Source organism: Streptomyces sp. NPDC043680 (assembly GCF_056436685.1).
Genome location: NZ_JBWKCE010000003.1, coordinates 418987 through 437109, shown reverse-complemented (window position 1 = coordinate 437109; position 18123 = coordinate 418987). Strand labels below are relative to the sequence as shown.

The window sequence follows — 18123 nt, the reverse complement described above, 5'->3', positions numbered from 1 at the left end:
GCCGCCCGCCGGTGCCGTCGACGAGGTCGGGTGTGCGCATGCGCGGCGGGTGGGGACTGGAGTCCTCGACGGAGACCTCGATGGAGTCGGGGTGCGCGGCCAGCCGGAGCGTGTAGACACCGCCACCGTGGCGCAGGGCGTGGGTGACGAGCTCGGAGACGACCAGGATCACGGTGTCGGCGCTTTCCGGTTCGATGACCGTGTGCCCGAGGGCTCCGAGGAAGGCGCAGTGCGCAGGACGGTGCGGTGGTGGAGTTCCGAAGCCAGGGCTGGTGCAGGACGGCGACGGGACTGACGACGGGACCGGGTGGCCCGCGGTGATCTTCCCGAGTGACGGGGGTGCGCAGGCGCATGCCCTCTTCGGCCTCTCCTCTCGCCGCCACCCTCCGGCACACCGCAAGCCGGACCCGAATGCCCTTGCTGTGCCCGCCGCACAGGCCCAGAGGGCGACGTTCGCACCACCGCGGCTTCGTCGTCCTACTCGCCGCAGCGCGGACTCCGGGACGGAGCGGTACTCGGGCACCGAGGCCTATGCGAGGTCCGCCCTGGCGCGCACGCCCGGAATCCTCTGCGGACCCGGTTGCGCAGCAGGCACCGGGGCATGTGGTCGGGCAGACGCGAGCCGCTGGTGCACCGAGCCACCACGCCCGGTCGCCGAGGACGAGGAGATGGTCTGTGAGCGGAGTGTGGACGTACGCGCAGGACAGCGGCTACACGTCAGGGCAGTCACTGGTGGGATTCACCGTGGAAGCCGCTGACGGTGTCATCGGGCACGTCGACCGACAGCAGGACCAGCCCGGCATGCAGCACCTGGTGGTCGACACCGGCGTGTGGGTGTTCGGCAGGAGCGTCCTGATCCCGGCCGGCGCCATCACCCTCATCGACACCGAAGCGCAGGTGGTGAAAGTCTCGGCCACGCAGGAAGACATCAAAGCCGCGCCACGGTTCACGACCGACAGCGAAACAGCCGACCACGCCTACCTGTCCGCGGTCGGCGCCCACTACGTCTCCCTCCGCCGCCCGCCCGCGCCCTGACCCGAAGCCGGTCGGCAGCTCACCGGCCCCCCGCACATGGGCGGGCATGCATCGACACGTCGTCGTGCTCAGTAGGCAGCGAGTAAGACGGCGATGTAGTGCGCGGTGAAGGCTGCCACGGTCAGGGCGTGGAACACCTCGTGGTAGCCGAACCAGCGGGGTGAGGGGTCGGGGCGCTGGAGGGCGTACACAACCGCGCCCGCACTGTAGAGCAGCCCGCCCGTCACGATCAGGATGAGTACGGCCGCGCCGCCGCTGTGCAGGAAATCGGGCAGGTAGCGCACCGGTGCCCAGCCCAGGGCCAAGTAACAGGGCGTGTACAGCCAGCGGGGCGCTCCGATCCACAGGACACGGAAGGCGATGCCGGCCAGAGCGCCCGTCCACACGATCCACAGGAGGACGGACCGCTGGTCAGGGGCGAGAAGGAGCACGGCCAGCGGGGTGCAGGTGCCGGCGATGATCAGGAAGATGTTGGCGTGGTCCAGGCGGCGCAGGACGGCCTCGCCGAGCGGTCCCCAAGTGCCGAGGTGGTAGACGGCGCTCGTCCCGAACAGCAGCCAGGCGGTGACGGCGTACACGGTGCAAGCCACAGTGGCCTGCGGTGTGCCGGCCAGACAGATGAGGACGATGCCCGCGGCCAGGGACGCGGGGACCATGCCGGCGTGGAGCCAGCCCCGTAGCTTCGGCTTGATCGGCTCCACCAGAGCGGCCGCTCGCTCGAACAGGTCGGCGGGAGGCGCGGAGCCCTCGCCTCCTCCATCCGTCGGTGCGGAGACAACATGGCCGGCTTCGGCGTCGTCCCGGGGCACTGCTTCCCGTCCTGACACGTGCTGCTGGGCATCACTGGCAACCATGAGTCCATGCTAGGAGCCTGTCCGAAGCGGCATTGTCCGAGGTGTGTCGCAGTCTCCGGGGCGGCATCGCCGGGCGCGGCCGGTTCGGCCACCTCTTGGTCGCGTCCTGGCACTCTTCCTCCAACTGGGGCCATGGAAGTCGTGTAATTCGGCGGGTCAGGGGAACGATCTGGGCTTCCGAACGGGCCTCTCCGCTCTCCTACGTCCAAGGACCGCCGATGCTTCCCGAGTTCCGCTCCCATGCATCCGCCCCCCTTTCCCATCAGCTGGAACAGCGGCTGGGACTGGATCCCCGCCTCGAAGCCGGCCACATCGACGTGGAGCGCGTCGCGGACATCGCCGTCGTCGCATCGGCACACTCCGACGGATACGCGGCCACCGCACACCTCCTCGGCCTACTGGCCGCGCTCCCCGCCCCCACCGAGTCCGGAGAGCACTTCTGGTCGGACCTGTGGAGGTCCTCGGGCTCCCTCTACTTGCTGCCCGCCAACATCAAGGCGAGCGTGCTGAGTTCACTGGCAGGAGAAGGCACCGGCCTGGCCGGCCAGATCCTCTCGGCTTTCGACGAGATGACCCCGCCCCAGCGCATCGCGGCCGGAGAGGTCATCGGCCAGGCACTCGCCGAGTCCGACCACCTTCCCGACCTCAAAACACAGGTCATCGGCGAGCTGTGGCTGCGCGACCTCGAACTCACCGCCTGGCGCGTCCTGCACGCGGACCACAAATCAGCCGATCCGTCCAGGCGGGAAGCCTTCTTCGACGCATGGAAGAGTGTCTGATCCGCAAGGTCGTCCGTGCCGTTCGGCCCCGACCACTCTGCGCGCGCGAGTGCTCCGCCACACTTCAGTTTGAGCCCGCTCCCCTCTCGGACGTCTCGGCAGTCGTGAAGATCCGGTCCAGGTGATGGCGGAGCACCGCGATCGCCGACTCCGGACTCCGCTGGCCCACGAGGATGCTGGTGCCCATGGTCGCCGCCATCGCCAGCAGGCTGATCGCCTCCGTGCGCGCGTCGGCGCCCGGGTCGGCCAGGCCGGCCCCCTGCGCCTGCTTGAGGAGTCCGGTCAGGGCATGCTCCGCGGCGTCGGGGTTGTCGATGAAGGGCTGGGCGGCCAGCGCCTCGTCGGTCACCGACAGGATCGCGTAGGAGCTGTACAACAGGTGGAACGTGCGGCTCTCTTCGTCGGTCGGCAGCGAGGCCAGCAGCAGCGCCTCCACCATGGCACGCGGGCCCGGGTCCGGGCCGGCAGCGGCCAAGCGGGCACCCACCCTCGCGGTGAAGCGGTCGGTCAGGTGCCGGAGGCCGTAGAAGAGCAGCTTCTCCTTGGTCTCGAAGTAGTACTGGACGAGTCGTAGTGACACACCGGCCTCTGCGGCGACGTCGCGCATGCCGACGGCGTGCAGTCCGCGCCGTCCTGCGGCCTGGATGAGGGCGTCGGCGATCTGGGTGCGCCGTTCCTCGTGGTCCACGTGCTTGGGCATGTGCGGTGCCTCCGGCTGTCGGTGGTGAGTTCGCGTCCGGCCCGTCCGGATCCCTTCATGGTACCGCCGTATCAGCAATATGGTACGGTCGTACCACGAAGAACGGATCTTCACCGGAGGTGCCGCCGTGCCCGAGAACACCGCCCGCGTACGCCGCGACGTCGGCCGCTACGTCAACGACGCCCTGCGCGACCGCTACTTCGCCGCCGCCGACATCCTCTACGCGATGGGGGCGCCCATCCGCTCCGAGACGGACGTGGAGACGAGCTTCGGCACCACCCACGTCTACCGGTACGGGCCCTCGGACCCCGCCGCCGACTCCCGGACGCCGATCGTCCTGATCCACGGCGCCGGCTACAGCTCCGCCATGTGGTACCCCAACACCCCCGGGCTCAGCCTCGACCGCCCCGTCTACGCCCTCGACACCCCCGGTGACGCGGGCCGCAGCGTCCACCGCGAGCCCATGTGGCAGCCCGAGCGCGCCGCACAGTGGATGGACGAGGCCCTCGACGCTCTCGGCCTCGACCGGGTCCACCTCGTCGGCTCCTCCTACGGCGGCTGGCTCGTCCTCAACCAGGCCCACCGGCGGCCCGGACGGCTCGCCTCGGTCACCGCCCTCGACCCCGGCGGCCTGGAGAAGGTCGGCCTGCGCTTCTTCGCCTGGGTCTTCATCAGCCTGTTCGCCACCTTCGCCCCCAAGGCCCTGCGCCCCCGGCTCGCCAAGTGGCTGGACCAGCCGGTCATAGCCGTCCCCGAGATGCGCAAGTGGATCCAGCTCGGCGCCCGCGCGTACCGGATCCGCCGCCCCGCACCGCTGCCGCTGGCCGAGGACGCGCTGCGATCCATCCGGACCCCGCTCTACGTCATCATGGGCAAGCACAGCCTGCTCGTACACCCGAAGCGGCAGCTGGAGCGCGTGCCCCGGCTGATTCCGGGAGCCCGCGCCGAGATCATCGCGGCGACCGGCCACGGACCGCAGATCGACCACCCCGACGTGATCAACGCCCGGATGCTGTCCTTCATGGAAGACGTCGACTCCCTCGACCCTGCTGCGGTCAGCGGCGCATAGGGCCACGGCAGGGAGAAACGACGCCGGCGGCGCCCGCTCCGTGCCACAACGTGCCAGTAGGGGCGGTGAAGAGCGGTCAACACGGGGTTCCCGAAGCAGCCGGCACAGGTCAGCTGGCGGACATTTCGGCAGGTCAGAACTGATACCGGCACGGGCTGGCAGGAAGCGCACAGCCTGGGGGCGGCGGGAACGTCCAGCGGGTCCGGAGCGGCCGCCCCGCGTGCCCCAACACCACCTCGTGCGGCAGGTCTTCGGGGCCACCGCGCATTCGGTGCCGGGTTCGTGCGCTCCTTTGCTTCACGTGCAGGGCTGCGCCCGCAAACGATCACGCTGGGGGGCGCGCCGGCGGTCGGCGCAGGGCGAGCCCGGCACCGACCGGCACTGCCGCCGGTCCGCCCCAGGCTCGGCCAACTCCCCGCATGCGCAAGCGAATGCATCCGCGCGACCGCCACCCGAGGTGACCCGATCAGGTCACCGGAAGAACAAACGCAAACACCGAAATTTGGCTCGATCGTGCCGTCATTTGACCAAAACGAAATAAAAGATGAAGATCATCTTCCGCTGGGTGCCGATGACGGCACGCAGTGCACAGACTCCACCGGGGAAGGTGGAGCAATCGGGAGGAAACCCCATGCGTACTCGCATGAAGTCGGCCGTGGTGACGGCATCGCTCGCAGCAGGACTCGTTGGCGCACTCGCGCCGAACGCCTTCGCCGCGTACACGCAGGTCAAGAACTTCTCCTTCATCGACGAGGGCGTGGGTGCGGAGACCGGCCGTTGGTCGGCCCCGGGCAACAGCCAGTCGGCTTCGCAGGACGCGTGCGCCACGAGCAACGGCGCCCAGGGCCGGGTCGGTTACGACTTCAAGATCGACAAGTCCTGGCAGCCCGACCAGTGGGTCGCCTGGCGTGACTGGTCCTGCGACAACGGCACGTTCTGGAAGGAGTTCAACAACGCCCCCGCCGGCAGCTACTACATGCAGATCGCCAACGCCCCGGCCTTCGTGCACTCGTCGGGTCGCGTCGTTTACAACTGGAAGTAATCTCAGACGATGAGCGTCCTTTCCTGTCACGAAGTGACCAAGAGCTTCCGGAAGCACTCCGTGCTGGAAGGGGTTCATCTCAGCCTGGAGGCCGGCGAGATCGTCGGCCTCCTCGGGCTCAACGGCGCGGGCAAGACCACCCTGATGCGGGTGATCACCGGGCTCTCCACCCCCGATTCCGGTGAGGTGCGGCTGTTCGGGGAGGCCCTGCCGATGCGGCCGCGGCAGCTCGACCGGCTTGGGGCCGCGCTCGACGCGCCCGCCTTTCACCGGTGGTCCACCGGGCGCGCCATGCTGCGCACCCTGCTCGACACCGCCGGGCTGCCCGACGGCGGGCGGATCGCCCGCACGCTCGACCGCGTCGGGCTCAGCGGCGCCGCCGACCGGCGGCTCGGGACGTACTCGCAGGGCATGCGGCAGCGGCTGGCCATCGCCGCGGCGCTGCTCAAGCGGCCCGATCTGCTGATCCTCGACGAGCCCACCAACGGGCTCGACCCCGAGGGACTGCGCATGGTGCGGCGGATCGTGGCCGAGGAGGCCGGACGCGGGGCCGCCGTCCTCGTCTCCAGCCACCAGCTCGACGAGATCCAGCGGATCTGCCACCGCGTGATCATGCTCGCCCAGGGCCGCGTCGTCGCCGCCGGCACCCTCGACGCGCTCGGCTACGACCCGGAAAGCGGTCCGGCCGCCTTCGAGGACTGGTTCTTCGGGCTCGTCGGGAACGGCGGCCGCCAGTGAACCGCCTCGTCCGGGCGGAGACCCGGCGGCTGCTGCGGCACCCGCTCGCCCTCACCCTCGCCGCGCTGTTCGTCTTCGGCTCCCTCTACTGCGCCTGGGTGAGCCAGAGCATGGCCTCGCACAACATCACGCAGGTGCAGGCCAACCTCGACTTCCTCCCCCAATCGTGTGATTCCGCGCGGAACACCCCGCAGCAGAAGGCCGGGTGCCTCGCCGAACTGCCCTTGCAGGCAGCCGGGCTGGAGCGGATCCAGGACAGGTTCACCGCCGAAGGAGTCCGCGCCGCCCAGGCCCAGCACCCGGTGGGCTCACTGCTGTGGACCGTACGGCTGCTGACGTCCATTCCGGGGCTCGCGCTGTTCGTGATGCTGGCGGCCTTCTCCGTCGCCGGCGAGTGGAGCCGGGGCAGCATCGTGCCGCTCCTCCTCTACGAGTCCCGCCTCAGCAGGCTGCTCGCCGCCAAGGCCCTGGCTCTCTGGGCGTGGAGTGTGGTGCTGCTGTGCGTGTCGGCCGTCGTGACAGCCGCGTTCGGCCTGCTCTACGGCCGCAACGCCTACCCGCTGCCCTCGCCCGGCGCCCTCGGCACCGTCATCGCCGACACCGCACTAGGCGTACTGGCCGGGGCAGCCGTGCTGGCCGGGGCCGCAGCCGTCGCGGTCGCGCTCGGCGCACTGCTGCGCCAGCAGCTGCGCACCTTCCTCGCCGGGATGCTGCTGCTCGTCCTGGTGGTCCGCACCTCCGCCGCCCCGGGGCTGGGCGCCTGGCTCCCCGGCGGCGCGCTGGCCGACCTCGTCGGCTTCGGTGGGGTGGACGGGGTTTGGGACCACTTCTGGATCTCCACCGACCCCTCCACGGCCCCCGTCATGCTCCGCGTCCTGCCGACCCTGGCCCTCATCGGCCTGCTCTGGCTCGGGCTGGACCGCCTCAACCGGACCCGGGACCGCGCCTGATGGCCGGTACCCGGCGGCGGCCGGCGCGCGGGGAGGGGAACGCCTGGGCCGGTGAGCTGCGCGCCCTGTGGACCGCTCCCGTATGGGGAGCGACCGCGGCTGTGATGCTGCTGACCCTGGCGCTCGTCGGCCGGCTCTGGATGTCGGGAGCCTCGTACGGCGTGCTCGACCCCTCGGTGTCGGCGCTCACCTCTCTCCCGTCGGCGCTGCGAGCGGCGGCATGGCAGTTCGCGACCCTGCTGGGTCTCGTCCTCACCGGAGTGGTCGTCGCCACGGGGCTCGGCCAGACCCTGGAAGGCGGCACCTGGAGCGCCCTGCGCCTGTACGAGAACCGGGTCGGGGTGCTGTGGGCCCGCAAGGCCGGCGCCGCACTCGCCCTGTCACTCGCCAGCCAGATCGTCACCGGCGTGCTGCTGTGGCTGAGCACCTCGGCATACGCCCGGCTGTGGCCGGTGCGGCCCCGCGCGGTGCCCCCCGGGTTCGCCGGCGGGACCGTCCACACGTCACCTCCCCTGCCCGTCGAGTCCGCGACCTGGGGCCAGGCCGCAGGCGCGATCGCCGCCGCCGTCCTCGTCCAACTCCTCTTCATCTCCCTGGCCGCCCTCGCGGCGGCCCTGCTGCGCAGCGTCATCGGGACCCTCGCGCTCGGCATCGGCCCCCTGCTGGTGACTGCGCCGCTCGTGCTGCTTCCGGCGGCGCCGTTCCTGCCGCACCGCTGGATCGCCGATCTGCTGAACCTGCCCTCCGAGGCCCAATACCAGCTCTACCTCTGGAACCAGGCCCCGCCCGATCCCGCACCCCTGACCGGGTGCCTCGCCCTCGCCGTGGCCGCGGCCCTGGCCGGTGTGGCGGCCTGGGCGGCGCTGCGCTCCGAGCGCGCGCTACGGCCCGTGGACTGACACCGCGGCCAAGTCTGGCGCAGCGCCTCCCGTAGCAGAGGCGTACAACGACGGCGCACCACGACGCAGGGGCCCGGGCCCGACCCATCCGGGCGTCGAGCACCACCTGCCGCTCCCGCTGCCGCCGGGGCAGGACGGAGACACGCTCCGGCCCCGGCCCCGGCCACGAGGTCTCTACCCGTCTGTCGGGTCCGGAGTGGCCTTCAGCGTCTCCTGCATGATGCGGGCACCCTGCTCGGCCATCTCGCTGAGGGGACCGGCGAGTTCGTCCGGCGTCACGTCGATCGTCCAGACGAAACGGCTGCGCCCTTCGGTGTCGGCGAGGACCTGCATCGAGGCGTGATGGTGCTTCGGCTTCATCGAGCCGCCGACCACCGCGTAGGCCACCCGGCGAGCCGCATCGTCGATGTCGACGATCAGCTCGTGGACGACGACACCGTTCGCGAAGGTCACGGTCCTGGTGTCCGTGCCCATACGGGTGTCCGTGACGAAGCCCGGTGCCAGGCGCCGGTGCACGGCTCCGACCTCGCGCAGGGCCTCCCACACGTTCTCCGGGGAGTTGTCGACCAGGAATTCTTTGTAGACGTAGGCCATGTGTCCTCTTCTGTGGGGTGTGTCAGGCGCCGGTGGTGAGGCAGAACGGGTGCCCCTCGGGATCGGTGAGGACGACCCACTGGTCCTTGCCGGGCTGGAACGCGGGCCTCGACGCTCCGAGGGCGAGGATCCGGCCGGCCGCCTCCTCCAGGTCGGTGACCGTGAAGTCGAGATGGGCGTGCTTGCCGTCGTCGGGCCAGCCGGGGGCGCGGTAGCCCTCGATGCGTACGAAAGCCAGGCCGGGGTGGCCGCCGCCGGCGAGGGAGGCGTAGTCCTCGCCGCTGTGGACGATCTCCCAGCCGGTGACCTTGCTGTAGAACTCGGCAAGCCGGACCGGGTCACCACAATCGATGACGAGGGTGCTGATCTGCGCGAGAGCGGACATGAGGGCGACTCCTTGAGCGCGGTAAGCGCGGTAGGGGACGAACTAGACGCCGCTCAGCTTGCTTGCCACGGCCCATTCCGGTCTTGAAGATCCTTGCGGCGAGGCCGGTGTCAGACCCCCGGCGTAGCGTTCAAGAGTGCTCACCTCCACCGTCCTGGCCACCCGGCCCGACTTCCGCATCACCGCGGTGAACTGCCGGGACGACCACACCCGCTGGTCAGAGGCGGAGGTCCGCGAGGACTTCCGCCTGGTCCTCGTACGGCGCGGCCGGTTCCGCAGGCGGGCGGGCGGCACCTCGGCCGAGGTCGACCCGACCGTGGCCTATCTCGGTGTGCCGGGCGAGGAGGAGCATTTCGCGCACCCTGCCGCCGGGGGCGACGAATGCACGTCGATCAGCCTGACGCCCGCACTGTGGCGGGTCGTGGCGGGTGAGGACGCACGCCCAGCCCGACAGAGCGTCTACGTGGACGCCCGCCTCGACCTGGCCCACCGCCGCATCCTCGCGTCCGCCCGCACCGGCGACGTGGATCATGCGCTGACCGAGGAACTCCTCGGCCTGCTCTCCGCCACCGTCCGCCAGGCCGTCGGCGGAGCCGTACCGGCCATCGTCCGGCCCGGCCGCAACGACGCGACGCTCGTCGCCGCGGCCCGGCACGCGATCGGCGAGGCCCACCCCGCCTCCGAGGGGCTCCTGCCCCTCGCGGGGCTCCTCGGCGTCTCGCCCTACCGCCTGAGCCGCTCCTTCACCCGCGAGCTGGGAGTCTCCCTGACCCGCTACCGCAACCGGGTCCGTGTCGGCCGGGCCCTCGACCGTCTGGACGCGGGCGAGGACAGCCTCGCCACGCTCGCCGCCGACCTCGGCTTCTCCGACCAGGCCCATCTCTGCCGGACCATGCGCCAGTACCTCGGCCACACGCCAACGGCCCTGCGGCGGCTCCTCGCCCCGGGATCACCCTGAGGCAACATCACCCGGGACGACGGACTCGACCCGCGGTCCGGCCCGTGCCACTGCGTGCCAGTGCCAGGAGGGGTGGTGAACAGCGGTCAAGAAGGATCCGTACGTCCTCGCTGCTCAACCAGAGAGCGCCTTCTCTCTGCCGGTCCGCCCCAGGAGGCGCTTAGGATCGCGGGCATGGCCGTGATCACGAGTGGTGTGGAGCGCTTCGAGACCGCCAGGCCCCGGCTGGAGGCCATTGCCTACCGGCTGCTCGGCTCGGCGAGTGAGGCGGAGGACGCCGTGCAGGAGACGTTCCTGCGCTGGCAGGCGGCCGACGTTGAGCGGATCGAGGTGCCCGAGGCCTGGTTGACGAAGGTCCTCACCAACTGGTGCCTCAACATGCTCACTTCGGCACGCGCCCGGCGCGAGACGTACGTGGGGCGATGGCTCCCCGAGCCGCTGCTCGCCGGGGACCCGATGCTCGGCCCGGCCGACACAGCCGAGCAGCGCGAGTCGGTGTCGTACGCCGTCCTCGTCCTGCTGGAGCGCCTGTCGCCCAACGAGCGGGCGGTGTACGTGCTGCGCGAGGCCTTCGACTACCCGCACCGGGAGATCGCAGAGATCCTGGAGATCACCGAGGCCGCCTGCCAGCAGATCTACCACCGGGCCAAGAAGCACATCGCGGGCGGCAAGGCACGCACCGAGATCGACGAGGTCGCCGCCAGGAGGATCGTCGAGGAGTTCCTGGCCGCGGCGACCACTGGCCGTACCGAACCCCTCGTACGTCTGCTCACCCAGGACGCCGTCTCGGTCGGCGACGGCGGCGGGAAGGTGCCGGCCCGCGCGAAGGCGTTCGAGGGCGCGCTCGCGGTCGCCACCTTCCTGCGCGGCCTGTTCAAGCCCAGCGCGGCCAAGCGGGCGTATGTCGGCGGGGTGCCCGAGATCTACGCCACGACCGCCAATGGCGAGCCCGCCATCGTGGCGGTCGTGGACGGCCGGGTCGTCGGGATCACCTGCCTGGAGGTCACCGCGGAGGGCATCGCCGCGGTCCGCAGCCAGGTCAACCCGGACAAGCTCGTCCGCGCGACCGAGCAGTGGGCCGCCGCCGACCACGGGGAGGGCCCGCTCCACACCCTCTGAGGAGGTGTGACGCAGGTCACGTTCCGGTCCTGTCAGGGAACGGGGGGCTGTCCGGTTCAAGAGGCGAAACCACGCCGGACCACGGCAGCCCCGCCCAGACAGGAGCACGGACATGCAGCACCGCATCGTCGTCCTCGGAGCCGGCTACACCGGTGCCGTCGCCGCCGGCCGCCTCGCCAAGCGGCTGCACCACGAGGACGTCGCCATCACCCTCGTCACCCCCGAGCCCGACTTCGTCGAGCGCGTCCGCCTGCACCAGCTCGCGGCCGGCCAGGACCTCGGGTCCCGGCCGTTCGGCGAGATGTTCGCGGGCACGGGCGTCGAACTGAAGCTCGCGAAGGTCACCGCCGTGGACGTGGACCGCAAGACGGTGACGGTCACCGCCTCGGACGGCCCCGAGCGGGAGGAACGGGAGGAACTGGAGTACGACACCCTGGTCTACGCCCTCGGCAGCAGCTGGAACGACGGGGGCGTCCCCGGCACCGCCGAACACGCCCACGAGATCTCCACCCGGCCCGGCGCCCTCCGCCTCCGCGATCGCCTGGCCACCCTGGACGCCGGCCGGCCCGTGGTCGTGGTCGGCGGCGGCCTGACGGGCCTGGAGGCCGCGACCGAGATCGCCGAGGCCCGCCCGGACCTCGACGTCGCCCTGGCCGCCCACGGCGTCCTCGGCGACTGGCTCTCGGAGAAGGGCCGCTCGCACCTGCGGAAGGTGGTGGACAGGCTCGGGATCACCGTCCACGAGCACACCACGGTCAGCGCCGTGGAGGCGGGCGGCGTGACGACCGCCGACGGCCGGACCCTTCCCGCCGCGGTCACGGTCTGGGCCACCGGCTTCGCCGTCCACCCGATCGCCCGCGCCACCGCCCTGGAGCTCGCCGACGACGGCCGGATCGTGGTCGACACCACCATGCGCTCGGCCTCCCACCCGGACGTGTACGCCGTGGGCGACGCGGCGGCGGCGGCCGGCCCGGGTGGCAAACCCCTCCGCATGTCCTGCGCCTCGGGCGTCCCCATGGCCTGGCAGGCCGCCGACGCCATCGCCGCGCGTCTCGCCGGCACCAAGGTCCCCCGCGTCTCCATCCGCTACTTCCAGCAGTGCATCTCCCTCGGCCGCAAAGAAGGCCTGATCCAGTTCGTCACCGCCGACGACCGAGCAGTCGACCGCGCCCTGACGGGCCGCGTCGCCGCCCTCTACAAGGAACTGATCTGCAAGGGCGCGGCCTGGGGCGTGGCCAACCCGACGGCGGGCATGCCGTCCCGGCGCCGGCGTGTCGTACGCCAGGAGACCCGCAGCCGCGCACGGGCGGAGGCTGCGGCCTGACCTCGCCGCGGCCGAACCGGTCCCTCCGCCGCGAAGCGGCGTGCCACCACGTGCCGGTAGGGGCCGCGCCTGTCCTCGGCGCTGGCGGGGGTGGCACGCTCCCGGCGGCGCCACGAGATGCAGAGCGTCACTGTGCGTGTCAGCGTGAGAGGAGTCCGTACCCCACACAGCACGAGGAGTCGCCGTCATGGGCGGTACGCAGGGCAAGCGCCAAGAGCCGGGCAAGGGCCGCGAGCCGCAGGAGCATCAGCGCCGCGGAGACCCCGCGCACCCCCAGCCGGGCAAGCAGTCCCGCGAAAGGGGAAAGGAGCAAGGCCGCAAGGAGACCTCGCCCCGCCCCGAGGACGACCTGCTGCGCGAAGAGGACCTGTACGACGAGTAGCTCTGACTCGATCGCCGGTGACCGCCGGCAGCCGGGCATGGCCACCTCATGAGCAGGGGCATGGTGTGACAGGACAGGTCATTCCGCACGACGTACTGGGCACCGGCTCCGAACGGGCCCTCTTGCTGCACCACTGGTTCGGCGACCGGTCGAGTTTCGACCTGGTGCGCGACCACCTGGACGGGGACGCGTTCAGTTACGCGTTCCTGGACTGCCGCGGGTACGGCGACGCGATCGACACCGACGGCGCCTTCACGATGGAGGAGGTCGCCGAGGACGCCCTCGCCGTGGCCGACCGGCTGGGCTGGGAGACCTTCTCGGTCGTCGGCCACTCCATGGGCGCCAAGGCGGCCCAGCTGATGCTGTTGGACGCCCCGCAGCGGATCCGCTCGATCATCGGCATCTCGCCCGTGCCCGCGTCCGGTTTCCCGCTCGAAGGCGAGATGTGGGAGCTGTTCGCCGGGGCCGCGAAACATCCCGGCAACCGCAGGGCGATCATCGACTACACCACCGGCGGGCGGCGCGACGACGCCTGGCTGGACGCGATGGTGGGCCGCTCGGTGGGGCGTTCCTCGGCGCCGGCTTTCCGCGCGTACCTGGATTCCTGGGCGCGCGTCGACTTCCACGAGCGGGTGAAGGACAACCCGGCCCCCGTCCTCCTCCTCGCCGGTGCGAACGACCCCGCGCTGGGACCCGAAGCCATGCGGGCCACCTGGATGCAGTGGTACCCGAAGGCCCGGCTGGAGGTGGTCCCGGACACGGGGCACTACGGCCCGGAGGAATCCCCCGAGGCCGTCGCCGCGGCCGTCGAGCGGTACCTCGGCCACCTCGTCCGCTGAGGGTTCAGGCTCCGGCCGCCGGATCGGCGGAGCCGCCGTCCGCGGCTTCGGGTGGGGTGGCGACGAGGATCTGAGCGGCTTGGGTGATGTTGTCGGCGCGGACGGCGCGGGCCATCGCTTCACGGGCGGCGTCGGCGGTCGTGTCCGGGGGAACCACCAGCAGCGCGAAGTGGTCGTTGTCGCCGCGGGTGATGAGGACGGTGTCGTCGCCCACCGGGTCGGAGTCGAGGTGCACGACCCGGTCGTCGATGACCAGGCGGCTCGGGATGCCCCGCCAGGCGGTGGCGTCCAGGCCGACGCGGGTGATGGGCCCGAGGTGCTCGGTCAGCACCCTCACCAGGGCGGGCAGCTCGCTGTCGACATTGCGGGAACGGGGCCACCACGCGCCGTCGAGGACGCCCTCACGGGAGCGGGTGGTCTCCAGCCGCAGCAGGGCCGTGCCGGGTTTCACCGCCTGGTGGACCGCGTCCGGCAGGAGCAGCGGGGGCGTCCGGGGGGTGTCGGAGTCAGCCATGGTGCGTCCGCCCGTCTGCGAGGAACAGCCCGCTCTCGTCGCGGCCGGCGCCGATGCCGGTGCCCGGCCGGCGACGCGCGCGAGCCTGCCGTCGCTTCACGGTACTCCCGCCGCCGTCGACGCCGCCTGCCTGGCGCGCCCGATCGACCGCCCGCCGGGAAATACCTGGCCGGAACCGGTCAGAGTTCACTGGTCCGGCGTACAGTGAAAGCACCGGGAGTACTTCGCACACCGGCTTTCACGCAGGTGTCATTTCCGGCGATCGCCAAAAAACCGGGCTGCCGATGGGCAGCTCGGGGGCAGGTCCGCATCATGACCACCACCACCGAACGGACCGCGCCCCGCGACCTCGCCGCAGAGTTCTCGGCACGTCTGTCCCTCACTCCGAAGACCAAGCTCGCGGGTCAGCTGGACGGGGCCTGGTGGCCCTACTCCCGCGATCTGCACGTCGAGCTTCCGCCGCTCGCGGCGGCCCTCGACGAGGTCTGGGGACGCATCACACGCGTCACCGTGAACCCCACCCGCTGGCCCCTCGTCCCGCACAAGGTGCACGTCGCCGGGCACACCGTCCACGTGGGCTGGTTCACCGAACAGCACCCCGACAAGCTGATCCTGCTCTCCCTGACCGTCGGCCGCTGGGACCTCCTCGTCGTCCCGCCCGAGACCGAGCCCGCCGCCGCGGCCCGGCTCATGACCGCCGCCGCGATCCCCGGCAGCGTCCTGACCGCCGGCGCCCTGATGGCCAACGAGGCCGCCATCGGCCGCGGCATACGCGCGGCCCGGAACCGGCGCGACGCCCGGAACCGGGAGAACGCCTGGGAGACCGATGGTGGAGCCTCCGCGGCACCCTCCGGGCACCTCATCGGGCGACGCGCCCTCCCGGTACCCGGGAACACCTGGTGGTGAGCTGCCCCTTGGAATCCCACGAGACGGAAGCGCTCCCGGCGGCCGGCCAGGCCGAGGTGCGCGTCGTCGCCGCCACGCCCGAAGCCGCCCGCGCGGTCGCCGAAGTCCTGCGCCGCTGCTTCGACGCGACGGAACAGCGCAGCTATCCCGCCCCGGGCGGCGGTACTCGGCTCCACCTCACCGTCGACACCGAAACCGTCGCCGGCCCCGCCCGTTCCTGGCTGACCACCAGCAGGCCCGCGGACAGCCCGGACGCCCTCGCCGAGGAGACCTGAGGGACCGGGGCACTCGCCCCGCACGAAAGGACGCGGCCATGGCCACCCTCCGCGAGCGGCAGGCCTACCGCCGGCAGATCCTCGGGGCCCTGTACGAAGCCGGCGAGGGCAACCGCCTTCTCGGAATCACCGGGGCGAAACTCGAACACGACCTCCACATCCCGCAACAGGACCTGGCAGCCGCCTGCACCTACCTCGCCGCCGAGGACCTGATCACCGTCGACTGGGAGCCGGGCAACACACCCGCGATGGTTTCACTGACGCACCAGGGGATCCGGCTCATGGAGGCCGAAGAGGAACGGGGCCCCTCCGGACGGAGTCGATGACGACGACCGCCGCATCCTGCGCAGGATCGAGGGTCCGACGGCCTGGCACGACGCAACGCTCGTCCTGGTCGATTGGCGCGGTGAATAAATATCTGTGCCCGCGGTCTGAGAATTTAACGGACACCGCAGGGAGGGTTTTTGCCGCAACGCACAGGGCGGCAAACTTCACCGCGCACAAGCCACTGCGGCGTGCTACTGTCGATCTCGGTTGCAGTTGTGGTACCCAAAACTTCAAGCGCCTCCAGCCGGCCTCCGCGCCACCTGGAAGCGCTTCATATTTCCGGGCCGTTTTCCGGGCGGGGCATCATCGCAGCGACACGGTCTCCGCACAGTGCGGAGACCGGCGTACTGCCCAAAGGAGATATGACATGGCTGCTGGCACCGTCAAGTGGTTCAACGCGGCAAAGGGCTTCGGCTTCATCGAGCAGGACGGGGGCGGCCCCGACGTCTTCGCCCACTTCTCGAACATCGCCGCCCAGGGCTTCCGCGAGCTGGCCGAAGGCCAGAAGGTCACTTTCGACGTCGCGCAGGGCCAGAAGGGCCCGACGGCCGAGAACATCGTTCCCGCCTGACGCTGACGCGCCATTCGTAGCTGGGGCCCGCATCCCTCGGGGTGCGGGCCCCAGCTGCAGCATTTTCCGCAGCGCTTTCTCCTGCGGGACAGAGTATTCAGGTGCGGTTCCTCCTCAAAACCGCACCCTTAGATCGGCGTCCTGGATTTCACATCCGCATGACGCCGCCCCTTTCAGCGCCTGCGCACCTACAGATCTCGCACGCACGGATCATTTGTAGGCCAGATTCGCTGCCGCATTTCATTCGGCCCGTTCTCGTGATTCCCGCGCTGCACTTCCGCTGCTGGAATTCCTTGATGCGTGCCGTATCAAGGAAGGTTCTGCATGAACCCCACACGTACGAACGAGCGCTCCTCCCGCACCCGCAGCCGTACCGGCGGCCCCGCTTTCGGCACGGGCGCCGGTTCGGGTCGGGGCAGCCGCTTCGGCTCGTCCGCCCCGAGCCGTTCCGGAGGTCCGAGCCGCTCGGGCGGCGGCCACGGCCGCCGGCCCGCCGCGCTCCAGGGCGAGTTCGCGCTGCCGAAAACGATCTCCCCCGCGCTGCCCGCCGCCGAGGCGTTCACCGACCTCGACATGCCCGCAGCTTTGGCAGCCACGCTGACCAGGGAGGGCGTGACCGTGCCGTTCCCCATCCAGGCCGCGACCCTGCCGAACTCCCTCGCGGGCCGCGACGTCCTCGGCCGCGGCCGCACCGGCTCCGGCAAAACCCTGGCGTTCGGCCTCGCCCTGCTGGCCCGCACCGCCGGGCAGCGCGCCGAGCCGCGCCTCCCGCTCGCCCTCGTCCTCGTCCCCACCCGCGAGCTGGCCCAGCAGGTGACCGACGCCCTCGCCCCGTACGCCCGCTCCGTGCAACTGCGTCTGACCACGGTCGTCGGCGGCATGTCGATCGGCAAGCAGGCCGGCGCGCTGCGCGGGGGCACGGAGGTCGTCGTGGCCACGCCCGGCCGGCTGAAGGACCTCATCGACCGTGGCGACTGCCGCCTGGACCAGGTCGCCGTCACCGTCCTCGACGAAGCCGACCAGATGGCCGACATGGGGTTCATGCCCCAGGTCACCGCCCTGCTCGACCAGGTGCGCCCCGAGGGCCAGCGCATGCTCTTCTCCGCCACCCTCGACCGCAACGTCGACCGGCTCGTACGCCGCTACCTGACCGACCCGGTCGTGCACTCGGTGGACCCCTCGGCCGGTGCGGTGACGACGATGGAGCACCACGTGCTGCACGTCCACGGCAACGACAAGCAGCGGATGACGACGGAGATCGCGGCGCGCGAAGGCCGGGTGATGATGTTCCTGGACACCAAGCACGCCGTCGACCGCCTGACGGAGCACCTGCTCAGCAGCGGAGTACGGGCCGCCGCGCTGCACGGCGGCAAGTCCCAGCCCCAGCGCACCCGAACCCTCGCCCAGTTCAAGACCGGCCACGTCACCGTGCTGGTCGCGACCAACGTGGCGGCGCGCGGCATCCACGTCGACGCCCTCGACCTCGTCGTGAACATCGACCCGCCGACCGACCCCAAGGACTACCTGCACCGCGGCGGCCGTACCGCCCGCGCCGGCGAGTCCGGCAGCGTCGTCACCCTCGTCACCCCCGACCAGCGCCGCGACATGACCCGCCTGATGACGGCCGCGGGCATCACCCCGCAGACCACCCAGGTCCGCTCGGGCGACGAGGCCCTGAACCGCATCACCGGCGCCCAGGCACCCTCCGGCATCCCGGTCACCATCACCGCCCCGGCGTCCGAGCGGTCCGAGCGGTCCGAGCGCAGCGGAGCCTCCCGCGGTCGGCGCAGGCCCGCTTCGGCTGGCCGGCGCATGCGCGTGCAGCGGCCCGCAGGCAATGCGGCGGCGTGAGAACCACTTGAT

General features: G+C 71.2%; 22 protein-coding genes and 1 pseudogene. 17 read left to right on the top strand and 6 right to left on the bottom strand.

Annotated elements, in window-relative coordinates; translation table 11 throughout:
* Positions 1 to 4: 4 nt before the first annotated feature.
* Positions 5 to 223, bottom strand: a pseudogene (locus tag AC0666_RS08555) (ATP-binding protein); the annotation flags it as partial.
* A 452-nt stretch (positions 224 to 675) separates the two neighbouring features.
* Here AC0666_RS08555 and AC0666_RS08550 point away from each other — a divergent pair.
* Complete coding sequence (locus AC0666_RS08550) at positions 676 to 1035, top strand: PRC-barrel domain containing protein (protein WP_468965736.1); 360 nt, start codon at positions 676 to 678, stop codon at positions 1033 to 1035.
* Positions 1036 to 1103: 68 nt separating this feature from the next.
* Here the strand turns inward: AC0666_RS08550 and trhA are convergent, their stop codons facing one another.
* Positions 1104 to 1889, bottom strand: a complete 786-nt coding sequence (gene trhA / locus AC0666_RS08545) for a PAQR family membrane homeostasis protein TrhA (protein ID WP_478707303.1) — start codon at positions 1887 to 1889, stop codon at positions 1104 to 1106.
* 218 nt (positions 1890 to 2107) lie between these two features.
* Between trhA and AC0666_RS08540 the strand changes: the two genes are divergently transcribed.
* A complete protein-coding gene (locus tag AC0666_RS08540) occupies positions 2108 to 2668 on the top strand; it encodes a hypothetical protein (protein ID WP_468965738.1) in 561 nt (186 codons plus the stop codon).
* Positions 2669 to 2732: 64 nt separating this feature from the next.
* Here AC0666_RS08540 and AC0666_RS08535 read toward each other — a convergent pair whose 3' ends face one another.
* Positions 2733 to 3368 carry a TetR/AcrR family transcriptional regulator gene (locus tag AC0666_RS08535; RefSeq protein ID WP_468965740.1) on the bottom strand — a complete coding sequence of 212 codons (636 nt, stop codon included), beginning with the start codon at positions 3366 to 3368 and terminating at the stop codon, positions 2733 to 2735.
* Between the two features lie 127 nt (positions 3369 to 3495).
* Here AC0666_RS08535 and AC0666_RS08530 point away from each other — a divergent pair, with 127 nt between their 5' ends.
* The 5 genes from AC0666_RS08530 (at position 3496) to AC0666_RS08510 (ending at position 8066) form a co-directional block, all read left to right on the top strand.
* Positions 3496 to 4437 (top strand): alpha/beta fold hydrolase, encoded by a 942-nt coding sequence (locus tag AC0666_RS08530; protein WP_468965742.1) that lies wholly within the window; start codon positions 3496 to 3498, stop codon positions 4435 to 4437.
* A 631-nt stretch (positions 4438 to 5068) separates the two neighbouring features.
* The gene (locus AC0666_RS08525) at positions 5069 to 5479 is read left to right on the top strand and encodes a hypothetical protein (protein WP_361717166.1); all 411 of its coding nucleotides are present in this window, start codon (positions 5069 to 5071) and stop codon (positions 5477 to 5479) included.
* Positions 5480 to 5488: 9 nt separating this feature from the next.
* Positions 5489 to 6217 carry an ABC transporter ATP-binding protein gene (locus tag AC0666_RS08520; RefSeq protein ID WP_468965745.1) on the top strand — a complete coding sequence of 243 codons (729 nt, stop codon included), beginning with the start codon at positions 5489 to 5491 and terminating at the stop codon, positions 6215 to 6217.
* A complete protein-coding gene (locus tag AC0666_RS08515) occupies positions 6214 to 7167 on the top strand; it encodes a hypothetical protein (RefSeq protein WP_468965747.1) in 954 nt (317 codons plus the stop codon). Before AC0666_RS08520 ends, AC0666_RS08515 begins: the two co-directional genes overlap by 4 nt.
* Positions 7167 to 8066: a hypothetical protein gene (locus tag AC0666_RS08510; protein WP_468965749.1), complete on the top strand. Its 900-nt coding sequence runs from the start codon at positions 7167 to 7169 to the stop codon at positions 8064 to 8066. The genes AC0666_RS08515 and AC0666_RS08510 overlap by 1 nt, the downstream gene beginning before the upstream one ends.
* 174 nt (positions 8067 to 8240) lie before the next feature.
* Here AC0666_RS08510 and AC0666_RS08505 read toward each other — a convergent pair whose 3' ends face one another.
* Positions 8241 to 8660, bottom strand: coding sequence for an SRPBCC family protein (locus AC0666_RS08505; protein WP_468965751.1), 420 nt, complete (start codon positions 8658 to 8660; stop codon positions 8241 to 8243).
* Between the two features lie 22 nt (positions 8661 to 8682).
* Entirely contained in the window at positions 8683 to 9045 is a 363-nt protein-coding gene (locus AC0666_RS08500) for a VOC family protein (RefSeq protein WP_468965754.1), read from the bottom strand.
* Between the two features lie 136 nt (positions 9046 to 9181).
* Between AC0666_RS08500 and AC0666_RS08495 the strand changes: the two genes are divergently transcribed.
* The 5 genes from AC0666_RS08495 (at position 9182) to AC0666_RS08475 (ending at position 13667) form a co-directional block, all read left to right on the top strand.
* A complete protein-coding gene (locus AC0666_RS08495) occupies positions 9182 to 10003 on the top strand; it encodes a helix-turn-helix domain-containing protein (protein WP_468965757.1) in 822 nt (273 codons plus the stop codon).
* Positions 10004 to 10177: 174 nt separating this feature from the next.
* Positions 10178 to 11122: an RNA polymerase sigma-70 factor gene (locus tag AC0666_RS08490; protein WP_478707302.1), complete on the top strand. Its 945-nt coding sequence runs from the start codon at positions 10178 to 10180 to the stop codon at positions 11120 to 11122.
* A 112-nt stretch (positions 11123 to 11234) separates the two neighbouring features.
* Entirely contained in the window at positions 11235 to 12446 is a 1212-nt protein-coding gene (locus tag AC0666_RS08485) for an NAD(P)/FAD-dependent oxidoreductase (RefSeq protein WP_468965761.1), read from the top strand.
* Between the two features lie 187 nt (positions 12447 to 12633).
* On the top strand, positions 12634 to 12828 hold the full coding sequence (locus tag AC0666_RS08480) for a hypothetical protein (RefSeq protein WP_468965763.1): 195 nt from the start codon (positions 12634 to 12636) through the stop codon (positions 12826 to 12828).
* Positions 12829 to 12893: 65 nt separating this feature from the next.
* The gene (locus AC0666_RS08475; RefSeq protein WP_478707301.1) at positions 12894 to 13667 is read left to right on the top strand and encodes an alpha/beta fold hydrolase; all 774 of its coding nucleotides are present in this window, start codon (positions 12894 to 12896) and stop codon (positions 13665 to 13667) included.
* 4 nt (positions 13668 to 13671) lie between these two features.
* Here the strand turns inward: AC0666_RS08475 and AC0666_RS08470 are convergent, their stop codons facing one another.
* On the bottom strand, positions 13672 to 14181 hold the full coding sequence (locus AC0666_RS08470) for a DUF5994 family protein (protein WP_468965767.1): 510 nt from the start codon (positions 14179 to 14181) through the stop codon (positions 13672 to 13674).
* A 312-nt stretch (positions 14182 to 14493) separates the two neighbouring features.
* Here AC0666_RS08470 and AC0666_RS08465 point away from each other — a divergent pair, with 312 nt between their 5' ends.
* From AC0666_RS08465 to AC0666_RS08445, 5 genes are all read left to right on the top strand, one after another.
* The gene (locus tag AC0666_RS08465; RefSeq protein ID WP_468965769.1) at positions 14494 to 15087 is read left to right on the top strand and encodes a DUF5994 family protein; all 594 of its coding nucleotides are present in this window, start codon (positions 14494 to 14496) and stop codon (positions 15085 to 15087) included.
* 8 nt (positions 15088 to 15095) lie between these two features.
* Positions 15096 to 15362 carry a hypothetical protein gene (locus AC0666_RS08460; protein WP_468965771.1) on the top strand — a complete coding sequence of 89 codons (267 nt, stop codon included), beginning with the start codon at positions 15096 to 15098 and terminating at the stop codon, positions 15360 to 15362.
* A 38-nt stretch (positions 15363 to 15400) separates the two neighbouring features.
* A complete protein-coding gene (locus AC0666_RS08455) occupies positions 15401 to 15688 on the top strand; it encodes a hypothetical protein (protein WP_468583884.1) in 288 nt (95 codons plus the stop codon).
* A gap of 368 nt (positions 15689 to 16056) precedes the next feature.
* A complete protein-coding gene (locus AC0666_RS08450) occupies positions 16057 to 16260 on the top strand; it encodes a cold-shock protein (protein ID WP_361717201.1) in 204 nt (67 codons plus the stop codon).
* A 324-nt stretch (positions 16261 to 16584) separates the two neighbouring features.
* A complete protein-coding gene (locus AC0666_RS08445) occupies positions 16585 to 18111 on the top strand; it encodes a DEAD/DEAH box helicase (protein WP_478707300.1) in 1527 nt (508 codons plus the stop codon).
* Positions 18112 to 18123 lie beyond the last annotated feature (12 nt).